Source organism: Pseudomonas sp. MWU349 (assembly GCF_017947325.1).
Lineage (GTDB): Bacteria > Pseudomonadota > Gammaproteobacteria > Pseudomonadales > Pseudomonadaceae > Aquipseudomonas > Aquipseudomonas protegens.
Genome location: NZ_JAFEVP010000004.1, coordinates 245,281 through 257,448, shown reverse-complemented (window position 1 = coordinate 257,448; position 12,168 = coordinate 245,281). Strand labels below are relative to the sequence as shown.

Genomic DNA, 12,168 nt, shown 5'->3' with positions numbered 1-12,168 from the left:
TTGTGCCTGCCTTTCAGGCACCGCATTTCCTTCCTTTTCGAATACACGGAACCCGCAAAACTCCATCATGGACCCTTCCCCTGGTTTTACCCTCGCGTCTCTTTTCGCCGACTTCGGCATGATTCTTTTTGCTCTGATCCTGGTCCTGCTCAACGGCTTTTTCGTTGCGGCGGAGTTCGCCATGGTCAAGCTGCGCTCGACCCGGGTCGAGGCCATTGCCCACAAGAACGGCTGGCGCGGGCAGATCCTGCGCACCGTGCACAGCCAGCTCGACGCCTACCTCTCGGCCTGCCAGCTGGGCATCACCCTGGCCTCCCTGGGCCTGGGCTGGGTCGGTGAGCCGGCCTTCGCCCATCTGCTGGAACCGCTGCTGGGCGCGGTGGGCGTGAGCTCCCCGGAAGTGATCCGCGGCGTGTCGTTCTTTACCGCGTTCTTCATCATTTCCTACCTGCACATCGTGGTCGGCGAGCTGGCGCCCAAATCCTGGGCGATCCGCAAGCCGGAGCTGCTGTCGCTGTGGACGGCGGTGCCGCTGTACCTGTTCTACTGGCTGATGTACCCGGCCATCTACCTGCTCAACGCCAGCGCCAACACCATCTTGCGCATCGCCGGCCAGGGCGAGCCCGGCCCGCACCACGAGCACCACTACAGCCGTGAAGAGCTCAAGCTGATCCTGCACTCCAGCCGCGGCCAGGACCCCAGTGACCAGGGCATGCGCGTACTGGCCTCGGCAGTGGAAATGGGCGAACTGGAAGTGGTGGACTGGGCCAATTCCCGGGAAGACCTGATCAGCGTCGAGTTCAACGCGCCGCTCAAGGAAATCCTCGCCCTGTTCCGCCGCCACAAGTTCAGCCGCTACCCGGTCTACGACAGCGAGCGCAACGAGTTCGTCGGCCTGCTGCACATCAAGGACCTGCTGCTGGAACTGGCGGCCCTGGACCACATTCCCGAGTCGTTCAACCTGGCCGAGCTGACCCGCCCGCTGGAGCGTGTATCCCGGCACATGCCGCTGTCGCAGTTGCTGGAGCAGTTCCGCAAGGGCGGCTCGCACTTCGCCCTGGTGGAAGAAGCCGACGGCAAGGTCATTGGCTACCTGACCATGGAAGACGTGCTTGAAGTGCTGGTGGGCGATATCCAGGACGAACACCGCAAGACCGAGCGCGGCATCCTGGCCTACCAGCCGGGCAAGCTGCTGGTGCGCGGTGACACCCCGCTGTTCAAGGTGGAACGCCTGCTGGGCATCGACCTGGACCATATCGAGGCCGAAACCCTCGCCGGCCTGGTGTACGAAACCCTGAAACGGGTGCCGGAAGAGGAAGAAGTACTGGAGGTCGAAGGCCTGCGCATCATCATCAAGAAGATGAAGGGACCGAAGATCATCCTGGCCAAGGTGCTGATGCTGGATTGACGGCCCTTTCGCCGCCAAGCCGGCTCCTACGGGCAGGTTATTGGTTGCCCAGGGCAAAATTCGGCAAATCCCCCAGGGGCTGGTTGAACTGATAGGGAATCGACACCAGCCCCAACCCGGTATTGCGCTGCACCACGAAATGCAGGTGCGGCCCACTGCTGTTGCCGGTGTTGCCCGACAGCCCCAGGGCGCTGCCCACCGCCACTCGCTGGCCCTCCCGCACGCTGACCGAACCCTGCTTGAGGTGCAGGTACACGCCCATGGTGCCGTCGTCGTGCAGCACCCGGACGAAATTGCCCGCCGGGTTATTGCCCCGCCCGTTCTGGGCGTTCTCGGTCTTCACCACCACCCCGCCCCGGGCGGCAATGATCGGCGTACCCACCGGCATGGCGATATCCATCGCATAGCGGCTCTTGGGGCTGAAATGGCTGTATTGGCCGTTGGCGCCCTGGGTCAGGCGAAACGGCCCGCCACGCCAGGGCAGCGGGTAGCGATAGGCCTGGGTGGCGCCTGCCGGATCCCCCAGGGAATAACGGAACCTGGGGGCATAGCTCAGAGGCTGGTCGGCGCGAATCGCCGTGAGCAGCGCCAGGCGCTGCCTGCTGCGGGCCGGCAGCACTTGGCGGATCGGCTGCCCCGGAGCGCCGCTAACATTGTTCAACCCGGCAAAGCTCAATTCCACTTCCACCGGGGCATACAGGTCATTGCGCACATACACCGCATCCACCCCCCTGTGCTTCTGGATATCCAGGCGCACCTGGTGCTCAAGGTGCTCCACCATGCGGTCGCGGAACACGAACGCCTGGGCCCCCGGCGAAGGTCGGTCGCTGTAGGAGACCACGCCATTGGCGTCGATGGACTTGTACACAGTCATCGCCGCCAGCGACGTGGCGGCTAAAGACAATCCACAGAAAAACAGCAGGCGCACAAACATTCGGCAGCTTCTTGGCAGAGGGTGGAATCACGCTAGCAGCCTGATATGGAGCTTGTATGAATCAGGCGGGCGCCAGGGGTTCAATGCCGCCAGCTCCGAAGTGGATGTCCACCCCCAGTTGCGCCGCCTCGCAGAGGTTGACCAGCGCATCGAGGGAGAACTTGTTGATCTTGCCGCTGAGCACATCGTTGAGCCGGGGCTGGGTGATATTGAGGCGCTTGGCCGCCTCCTTCTGCGACACCCCCCAGGCCTGCACGGTCTTGCCCAGTTCCAGCATCAGCTTGGCCCGCAGGCGCATGTTGGCGGCCTCCTGGGGGGTGGCTTCAAGGGCATCCCAGACACTGGCAAAGCGCTGGTTGATCGGTTGGTCAGTCATGGCGTGAACCTGTTTCCTGGTATCTGGCACGAGCCAGCTCTATATCCCGCGCCTCGGTCTTGCGGGTGGTCTTGCGCACCGCGTGCAGCACATAAATGGCCGCGGCCCGCCGGACCACATAGAACAGCCGAAACGCCCCTGAATCCTCATGGATCCTGATCTCGAAAACGCCCGGGCCAATGGTTTTCACCGACCTGCAATCGTAGGGCTGTTCACCCTGCTGCAGCAGATCCAGCTGGAAACCGGCGGCCCGACGGGCATCTTCAGGGAACGCCCTGAGATCCCGCAGCGCGCTCCCGACAAACACCACATCCTTGTGCCTGGGCATCGAACCTCTCCTGTTAATGACCAGGAACAAGGCTAATCAACACGGCCAGGACCCGCCGCGCCGGGTTGTTTCAAGGCATGGCCGCAAGAGATGAGCAACAAAGAGCGCCCCTTGAAATCTATATCCAAACAGATATAAATCAAGCGCAAAGAAATTAACCTGACGTACGGCAGAGAGTGCCGAGGGGGACGGCGCACGCCTTGTGGCTTGAGGGTTACGGCCTATGTTGCGAGTTGCTCGCTCGATAGCGGGATGACGCGGCAGCCCGCCTCGGCGGCCGGCAAAAGCCCGTAGTGGGAAAGTGTTTTCAGCAGATTTCCGCTGCCTCCCATCACCGTAGGAACCAGCTTGCTGGCAAAGAGGCCTTCAGGCCTTGTGCTGCCCTTGCGGGCGCCTTCGCTGGCAAGCCAGCTCCTACACAGCAAGAGGGTGTTCTCGCGGCTTACGCACCCGCCACCGTAGGAGCCGGCTTGCCGGCGAAGAGGCCTTCAGGCCTTGTGCTGCCCTTACGGGCGCCTTCGCTGGCAAGCCAGCTCCTACACAGCAAGAGGGTGTTCTCGCGGCTTGCACACCTGCCACCGTAGGAGCCGGCTTGCCGGCGAAGAGGCCTTCAAGCCTTGTGCTGCCCTTGCGGGCGCCTTCGCTGGCAAGCCAGCTCCTACACAGCAAGAGGGTGTTCTCGCGGCTTACACACCTGCCACCGTAGGAGCCGGCTTGCCGGCGAAGAGGCCTTCAAGCCTTGTGCTGCCCTTGCGGGCGCCTTCGCTGGCAAGCCAGCTCCTACAGCGAGGCGGCTGGCAAGGATCAGGCGCCGGGAACGAAGTGCTTCTGTGCGGTGCCGCGGGCGATCAGGCGGGAGATGTAGTCGAGCTTCTGGGCATCCTGGTCCACGAAACGGAAAGTCAGCTGCAGCCACTCGCTGTCCGGCTTGGGTTCAAAGGCCACCACCGCATGCAGGTAGCCATTGAGCCGCGCCACTTCGGCGTTGTCGCCCTGCTCCAGGTCCAGCACCGCGCTCTCCAGCACCTGGGGCAGGCTGTCGGTGCGCTTCACCACCAGCAAGGCTTCCTTGATGCTCAGGGCCTTGATCACACACTGCTGGTTGCCGCTGGACAGCCGCAGCTGGCCCTGGCCACGACCACCACCGGCCGCTGCCGCAGGCGCCGGGGCCTTGACCGGAGGGCTGTTGAGCAAACCGCGGGCCGGCGCTGCTGCCGCTGGAGCTGGAGCCGGGGCGGCAGCCGCCGGTTTGGCGAAAGGATTGACCGGAGCCGAAGCCGCCCCCACCACCGCCGGCTTGCCGCCGGTCAGGGCGCTCAGGGAGTCGTTGCCAAAGGCCGAGTTCATCTTGGTCGGCGCGCTGTTCATCAAGGTGTCGAGCTTGCCGACCTTGTTCAGCGCCTGCTTGACCTTGGTCAGCAGCTGTTCGTTGGTAAAAGGCTTGCTCACATAACCGGAAACCCCGGCCTGGATCGCCTGCACCACGTTTTCCTTGTCGCCCCGGCTGGTGACCATGATGAACGGCATGGCCTTCAGCGCATCTTGCTCACGGCACCAGGTCAGCAGCTCAAGGCCGGACATTTCCGGCATTTCCCAGTCGCACAGGACCAGGTCGAAGGCTTCACGGGCGAGCATCGCCTGGGCCTTCTTGCCATTGATCGCGTCTTCGATCTTGATGCCAGGGAAGTAGTTGCGCAGGCACTTCTTCACCAGGTCACGAATGAACGAAGCGTCATCCACCACCAACACACTTACCTTACTCATCGACCACCCCTTTAAAAATCCCGGCAAGCATAACGCTGGCTGATGGCACTTTGCCAAAACTCTTCAGTCACGCCGGGACTTTTCGTTCGCGGGTGCTGCTTTTCAATTTTGAGGCGCCCAAACAAAAACGCCCGGCCAAAGGGCCGGGCGCTCTTCTAGGGCACTCTTACTTATCGTCAGCTTGATCCGGAACATTAGCGGATTCGCCACTTGTGCCTTCAACTTCTTCCTTCATGCGCTTGAGTCCCAGATGGCGCACATCGGTGCCGCGCACCAGGTAAATCACCAGCTCGGAAATGTTGCGCGCGTGATCGCCGATCCGCTCCAGCGAGCGCAGCACCCAGATAATGCTCAGAACCCGCGAGATAGAGCGCGGGTCTTCCATCATGTAGGTGGCCAGCTCGCGCAGCGCGGTCTTGTATTCGCGATCGATGATCTTGTCGTACTGGGCCACCGAAAGCGCCAGGTCGGCATCGAAGCGGGCAAAGGCGTCCAGGGCATCGCGCACCATGTTGCGCACCTGATCGCCGATATGCCGCACTTCCACGTAGCCACGCGGGGCCTCGCCCTCTTCGCAGAGCTGGATGGCCCGGCGGGCGATCTTGGTGGCTTCGTCGCCGATGCGCTCCAGGTCGATCACCGACTTGGAGATGCTGATGATCAAACGCAGGTCCGAGGCCGCCGGTTGGCGACGGGCGAGAATGCGCAGGCATTCCTCGTCGATATTGCGCTCCATCTGGTTGATCTGGTCGTCGATCTCGCGCACCTGCTGGGCCAGGCCGGAGTCGGCCTCGATCAGCGCGGTGACCGCGTCATTGACTTGCTTCTCCACCAGCCCGCCCATGGCCAGCAGATGGCTGCGTACTTCTTCCAGCTCGGCATTGAACTGCTGGGAGATGTGGTGGGTTAAGCCTTCCTTCGAAATCATCGTGTTCGCTCCGCGAAAGTTGCAAGCTTCAAGCCGCAAGCTTCAAGCAGTTAAATAGTGATCCGGATGTCGCGCACCGCCTCTGTTGCGCCGCGTTAAACCTGCGGCTGGCAGCTGCCTTCTAGCCATAGCGCCCGGTAATGTAGTCTTCGGTCTGCTTCTTCGCCGGGTTGGTGAACAGCGTGTCGGTGTCGCCGAACTCCACCAGTTTGCCCATGTACATGAAGGCGGTGTAGTCGGAAACCCGCGCCGCCTGCTGCATGTTGTGGGTCACGATGACGATGGTGAACTTGGACTTGAGCTCATAGATCAGCTCCTCGACCTTCAGGGTCGAGATCGGGTCCAGGGCCGAGCAGGGCTCGTCCAGCAGCAGCACTTCCGGTTCCACGGCGATGGTCCGGGCGATCACCAGACGCTGTTGCTGACCGCCGGACAGGCCCAGGGCCGAATCGTGCAGGCGGTCCTTGACCTCGTCCCACAGCGCCGCGCCCTTGAGGGCCCACTCCACGGCTTCGTCGAGCACGCGCTTCTTGTTGATGCCCTGGATGCGCAGGCCGTAGACCACGTTTTCATAGATGGTCTTGGGGAACGGGTTGGGCTTCTGGAACACCATGCCGACCCGGCGACGCAGCTCGGCCACGTCTTCGCCCTTGCGATAGATGTTGTTGCCGTAGAGGTTGATCGCACCCTCTACGCGGCAGCCGTCCACCAGGTCGTTCATGCGGTTGAAAGTGCGCAGCAGGGTCGACTTGCCGCAACCGGACGGGCCGATGAAGGCGGTCACGCGCTGCTTGGGGATGTTCATGCTGACGTCGAACAGCGCCTGTTTCTCGCCGTAGTACAGGCTCAGGCCGGGCACTTCGATGGCCACGGTTTCCTGTTCCAGGCTCAGGCTCTGCTTGTCGCGGCCCAGGGCGGACATGTTGATGCCATGAGTGTGTGCTTCGTGTTGCATGGGATGCTCCCTGTGCTACCAATTCGTTTGTCGTGAACCGCAGGCATCGGGCCTGCGGCGACATCATTCTGTTCCGTAGGAGCCGGCTTGCCGGCGAAGAGGCCTTGAAGCCCTGCGTCGCCCTTGCGGGCGCCTTCGCTGGCAAGCCAGCTCCTACACAAGCCAGCCGATCAGCTGTCCAGTGCCTTGTATTTCTCGCGCAGGTGGTTACGGATCCACACCGCCGACAGGTTCAGGGTGGCGATCACCAGCACCAGCAGCAGCGCGGTGGCGTACACCAGCGGCCGCGCCGCCTCGACGTTGGGGCTCTGGAAGCCGACGTCGTAGATGTGGAAGCCCAGGTGCATGATCTTCTGGTCCAGGTGCAGGTACGGGTAGTTGCCGTCCAGCGGCAGCGACGGCGCCAGCTTCACCACGCCCACCAGCATCAGCGGCGCTACTTCACCGGCAGCGCGGGCCACCGCGAGGATCATCCCGGTCATCATCGCCGGGCTGGCCATGGGCAGGACGATCTTCCACAGGGTCTCGGCCTTGGTCGCACCCAGGGCCAGGGACCCTTCGCGCACGGTGCGGGGAATCCGCGCCAGGCCTTCTTCGGTGGCCACGATCACCACCGGCACCGCCAGCAGCGCCAGGGTCAGGGAAGCCCAGAGCAGGCCCGGGGTGCCGAAGGTCGGCGCCGGCAAGGCTTCGGGGAAGAACAGGCGGTCCACGGAGCCGCCCAGAACGTAGACGAAGAAGCCCAGGCCGAACACGCCGTAGACGATGGCCGGAACCCCCGCCAGGTTGTTCACCGCAATGCGGATCACCCGGGTCAGGGTGTTCTGCTTGGCATATTCACGCAGGTAGACCGCTGCCAGCACGCCGAACGGGGTGACGATCATGGCCATGATCAGGGTCATCATCACGGTGCCGAAAATGGCCGGGAAAATGCCGCCCTCGGTGTTGGCTTCGCGCGGGTCATCGCTGAGGAACTCCCAGACCTTGCTGAAGTAGAAGCCGATCTTGGTGAAGGTGCCCATGGCGTTCGGCTGGTAGGCGTGCACCACCTTGCCCAGGCCGATCTCCACTTCCTTGCCGTTGGCATCACGGGCGGTCAGGCTGTCGCGGTTGAACTGGGCGTGCAGGTCGCTCAGGCGCGCCTCGATGTCCTGGTAGCGGGCGTTGAGCTCGGCGCGCTCGGCATCCATGTCGGCCTGGGCCGCGGCATCCAGCTTGCCGTCCAGCTCCAGCTTGCGGCCGTGCAGGCGGATGCGTTCCAGGCCGGCGTTGATGGCGCCGATGTCGGATTTCTCCAGGGTCTTGAGCTGGGCGGCCAGCTTGTTCACCCGGTCGATCCGCGCTTGCAGCTCGGGCCAGGCGGCTTCGCCTTCGGCGATCACCTTGCCGCTTTCCTTCACGTTGACCAGGTAGCCGTAGAAGTTGCCCCACTCACGGCGCTCGATGGCCATCAGCTCTTTGGGGTAGCTCTGGTTGGTCAGCCACTCGCCGACGATCCAGGTGAAGTCGTTGCCGTTCAGGTCACGGTTACCGACCTTGATCAGCTCGCGGGTCATGAACTCCGGGCCCTGGTCGGGCACCGGCAGGCCGGCACTCTTCAGGCGCGCCCGGGGCACTTCTTCCTTCTGCACCACTTCACCGATGACCAGGTGGTTGGCCTGGCCCGGAACGTCGTAGTTGGCGTGCACCAGGTCGGCCGGCCAGAAGTGGCCGAGGCCACGCACAGCGATCACCGCCAGCAGGCCAATGGTCATGATGACCGCGATGGACACCGCGCCACCGCTGATCCAGACGCCGGGGGCGCCGCTCTTGAACCAGTCTTTTAGGGAGTTCTGTTTCACAGACTTCTACCTTTCTTAAAGCGACGAGTATTTCTTGCGCAGACGCTGACGGATCAGCTCGGCGAGGGTGTTCATGATGAAGGTGAACAGCAGCAGCACCAGCGCCGAGAGGAACAGCACGCGGTAGTGGCTGCCGCCGACTTCCGATTCGGGCATTTCCACCGCGACGTTGGCGGCCAGGGTGCGCAGGCCTTCGAACAGGTTCATTTCCATGACCGGGGTGTTGCCGGTGGCCATCAGCACGATCATGGTCTCGCCCACGGCGCGGCCCATGCCGATCATCAGCGCCGAGAAGATCCCCGGGCTGGCGGTGAGGATCACCACCCGCGTCATGGTCTGCCACGGCGTGGCGCCCAGGGCCAGGGAGCCCAGGGTCAAGCCCCGCGGCACGCTGAACACGGCGTCTTCGGCGATCGAGTAGATGTTCGGGATCACCGCAAAGCCCATGGCCAGACCCACTACCAGGGCGTTGCGCTGGTCGTAGGTGATCCCCAGGTCGTGGGAGATCCACATGCGCATGTCACCGCCGAAGAACCAGTTCTCCATGAACGGGCTCATGTACAGCGAGAGGAAGCCGACGAAAATGATCACCGGGATCAGGATCGCGCTTTCCCAGCCTTCCGGCACTTTAAGGCGCAACGACTCGGGCAAACGACTCCAGGCGAAACCCGCCACCAGGATGCCGATCGGCAGCAGGAGCAGCAGGCTGAAGATGCCCGGCAAGTGGCCTTCGACATAAGGCGCGAGGAACAGGCCGGCGAAGAAACCGAGGATCACCGTCGGCATCGCTTCCATCAGCTCGATCACCGGCTTGACCTTGCGGCGCATGCCCGGGGCCATGAAGTAGGCGGTGTAGATCGCCGCCGCCACCGCCAATGGCGCCGCCAGCAGCATGGCGTAGAACGCCGCCTTCAGGGTGCCGAAGGTCAGGGGCGAGAGGCTCAGCTTGGGTTCGAAATCGGTGTTGGCCGCGGTGGATTGCCAGACGTATTTAGGCTCGTCGTAGTTCTCGTACCAGACCTTGCTCCACAGCGCGCTCCAGGACACTTCCGGGTGCGGGTTGTCGAGCACCAGGGGCTGCAGCTTGCCGCCGGCCTCGACGATCACCCGGTTGGCCCGTGGCGACAGGCCGAACAGGCCCTGGCCGTCTACCACCTGGTCCACCAGCAGGGTGCGGTGGGCGGTGCTGTGGAACACCCCGAGCTTGCCGGCGGCGTCCAGGGCAACGAAGCCCTTGCGACGCTCTTCGGCGGTGATTTCAACAATGGGCGCGGTGCCCATCTGGAAGGTGCGGATCTGCTTCAGGCGCAGCTCGCCGTCCGGGTCGCGGGCCATGAACCACTGGGCCAGGCCGCCCTTGGAGGTACCGATGATCAGCGAGATGCCGCCCACCAGCTGGGTACTGGCGGTGACTTCGGTATCGGCGTCTTCCAGCAGTTTGTAGCGACCGTTGAGGCTCTTGTCCCGCAGGCTGAAAACGTCGGCCTGGGCGCGCCCATTGACCACGTACAGCCACTGCTGGCGCGGGTCGATGTACATGGCCTTGACCGGCTCGGTCATCTGCGGCAGCTCGATGCGGCTCTGCTCGCTGGTGACCTCGCCGGTCATCATGTTCTCTTCGCGAGTCAGTTTCAGCACATGCAGTTGCGCACCGGTGGAACCGGCGACGATCAGCGACGAATCGGTGGCATTGAGGTTGACGTGCTCCAGCACGCCACCCTGCTCGTTGAGGGTGATGGGGGTTTCGCCGTAAGGGTACTCGATGGCCGGCGAGATGGTCTTCTTGCCGTCCGGGTAGCTGACCTTGTAGGTGTGGCGGAACACCAGGGCCTGGCCGTTGGACAGGCCGACCACCACCAGCGGGTTGCCGGGCTGGTCCTTGCCGATGGAGGTGACGCTGGCGCCCGCCGGGATCGGCAGGTCGACCTTGCGCAGCTCGGCGCCACTGTCGATGTCGAAGAACAGCGCCTGGCCCTTGTCGGAGACGCGCATGCCGACCTGGTTCTGCTCTTCGAGGGAGAACATCAGCGGCTTGCCGGCGTCCTGCATCCAGGCGGGCGTCAGAGGGTCCTTGGCGGTCAGCTCGGCGCCCTGGAACAGCGGCGCGACGACGTAGGCAAGGAAGAAGAAGATCAGGGTGATAGCACCCAGTACCGCGAGGCCGCCGACAAGGACGTACCAACGGGTCAGGCGGTCTTTGAGCGCGCGGATGCGGCGCTTGCGTTGCAGTTCAGGCGTATTGAAGTCAATGCGCTTGGGGGGAGAAGTCGTAGTCATGGTGGAGTTGGCCAGATCATTCATGCGCACACCCTAGCGATCCTGTATGACAGAAAGATGACAATGCAGTGACGCAACAAATCCGCCGCATAGCAGGGCTGGCAGCGGACAGAAAAATGAGGTTGCAGGAGCCGGCTGGCCGGCGCACCGGCCTTGAGCCTGGGTCGCCCTTTCGGGCGCTTACGCCGCCCGGCCAACTCCTACGAAAACGAGAAGGTCCGGGGAACCCGGACCTTCGGCGGCGGCTTATGCGCCTTCTTTCAAGCCCAGGTCAGCCAGGGCCTTGGCGGCCACCTTGGCTGGCAGTGGGATGTAGCCGTCTTTGACCACCACTTCCTGGCCTTGTTTGGACAGGACCAGTTTCACGAACTCGGCTTCCAGCGGGGCCAGAGGCTTGTTCGGGGCCTTGTTGACGTAAACGTAGAGGAAGCGCGACAGCGGGTACTTGCCGTTCAGAGCGTTTTCTTCGGTGTCTTCGATGAAGTCGCTGCTGCCTTTCTTGGCCAGGGCCACGGTCTTCACGCTGGCGGTCTTGTAGCCGATGCCCGAGTAGCCGATGCCGTTCAGCGAGGAGCTGATGGATTGCACCACCGACGCCGAACCAGGTTGTTCGTTGACGTTAGGCTTGTAGTCGCCTTTGCACAGGGCTTCTTCCTTGAAGTAGCCGTAGGTGCCGGATACCGAGTTGCGACCGAACAGCTGAACCGGCTTGTTGGCCAGGTCGCCCTTCACGCCCAGGTCGCCCCAGGTCTTCACTTCTTCCTTGGCGCCGCACAGACGAGTCGAGGAGAAGATCGCATCGACCTGTTCCATGGTCAGGTGCTGGATCGGGTTGTCCTTGTGCACGAACACGGCCAGGGCGTCCACGGCCACCGGGATAGCGGTTGGCTTGTAGCCGTACTTCTGCTCGAAGGCCGCCAGTTCGGTGTCCTTCATCTTGCGGCTCATAGGGCCCAGGTTGGAGGTGCCTTCGGTCAGCGCGGGTGGCGCGGTGGCGGAGCCGGCGGCCTGAATCTGAATGTTGACGTTCGGGTATTCCTTTTTGTAGTTCTCGGCCCACAGGGTCATCAGGTTCGCCAAGGTATCGGAACCGACGCTGGACAGGTTGCCCGACACACCAGTGGTCTTGGTGTAGCTCGGGATAGCAGGGTCAACAGCGGCAACCGCGTGGGCAGTCGCAACGCCAGCGGCGACAAAGGTCATTGCCGCCATCAAACGCTTCAGTTTCATGCCTTACTCCTAGCAGATAGGGTGTGTTAAGTCGGGGCCAAGTATCTGTAGGCCGTGTGAACACTCTATGTCCGGAATATGACAATTAGATGAAAGGCCAGCATTCCTGAACGGAAGCTGGCCTTTC

Annotated in this window: 10 protein-coding genes; 1 reads left to right on the top strand and 9 read right to left on the bottom strand. The window is 63.0% G+C overall.

Annotated features, from left to right (window positions below):
* Positions 1 to 67 precede the first annotated feature (67 nt).
* A complete protein-coding gene (locus KCG88_RS17500) occupies positions 68 to 1,408 on the top strand; it encodes a hemolysin family protein (protein ID WP_047290024.1) in 1,341 nt (446 codons plus the stop codon).
* A gap of 37 nt (positions 1,409 to 1,445) precedes the next feature.
* Here the strand turns inward: KCG88_RS17500 and KCG88_RS17495 are convergent, their stop codons facing one another.
* The 9 genes from KCG88_RS17495 to KCG88_RS17455 all read right to left on the bottom strand — a co-directional run bounded on the left by KCG88_RS17495 (position 1,446) and on the right by KCG88_RS17455 (position 12,041).
* Positions 1,446 to 2,342, bottom strand: coding sequence for a M23 family metallopeptidase (locus KCG88_RS17495; protein WP_210712797.1), 897 nt, complete (start codon positions 2,340 to 2,342; stop codon positions 1,446 to 1,448).
* A gap of 61 nt (positions 2,343 to 2,403) precedes the next feature.
* Entirely contained in the window at positions 2,404 to 2,718 is a 315-nt protein-coding gene (locus tag KCG88_RS17490; protein ID WP_047290027.1) for an XRE family transcriptional regulator, read from the bottom strand.
* Positions 2,711 to 3,046, bottom strand: coding sequence for a type II toxin-antitoxin system RelE/ParE family toxin (locus tag KCG88_RS17485; RefSeq protein ID WP_011064279.1), 336 nt, complete (start codon positions 3,044 to 3,046; stop codon positions 2,711 to 2,713). Before KCG88_RS17485 ends, KCG88_RS17490 begins: the two co-directional genes overlap by 8 nt.
* Positions 3,047 to 3,850: 804 nt before the next feature.
* Complete coding sequence (locus KCG88_RS17480; protein ID WP_019093932.1) at positions 3,851 to 4,810, bottom strand: response regulator; 960 nt, start codon at positions 4,808 to 4,810, stop codon at positions 3,851 to 3,853.
* A gap of 166 nt (positions 4,811 to 4,976) precedes the next feature.
* Entirely contained in the window at positions 4,977 to 5,738 is a 762-nt protein-coding gene (phoU, locus tag KCG88_RS17475) for a phosphate signaling complex protein PhoU (protein WP_016964958.1), read from the bottom strand.
* 121 nt (positions 5,739 to 5,859) lie between these two features.
* Positions 5,860 to 6,693 (bottom strand): phosphate ABC transporter ATP-binding protein PstB, encoded by an 834-nt coding sequence (pstB, locus tag KCG88_RS17470; protein WP_011064282.1) that lies wholly within the window; start codon positions 6,691 to 6,693, stop codon positions 5,860 to 5,862.
* A gap of 170 nt (positions 6,694 to 6,863) precedes the next feature.
* Positions 6,864 to 8,534 (bottom strand): phosphate ABC transporter permease PstA, encoded by a 1,671-nt coding sequence (pstA, locus tag KCG88_RS17465; RefSeq protein ID WP_011064283.1) that lies wholly within the window; start codon positions 8,532 to 8,534, stop codon positions 6,864 to 6,866.
* A 15-nt stretch (positions 8,535 to 8,549) separates the two neighbouring features.
* Positions 8,550 to 10,583, bottom strand: a complete 2,034-nt coding sequence (locus KCG88_RS17460) for an ABC transporter permease subunit (RefSeq protein ID WP_210712970.1) — start codon at positions 10,581 to 10,583, stop codon at positions 8,550 to 8,552.
* A gap of 474 nt (positions 10,584 to 11,057) precedes the next feature.
* On the bottom strand, positions 11,058 to 12,041 hold the full coding sequence (locus KCG88_RS17455) for a phosphate ABC transporter substrate-binding protein PstS (RefSeq protein ID WP_016964962.1): 984 nt from the start codon (positions 12,039 to 12,041) through the stop codon (positions 11,058 to 11,060).
* Positions 12,042 to 12,168 lie beyond the last annotated feature (127 nt).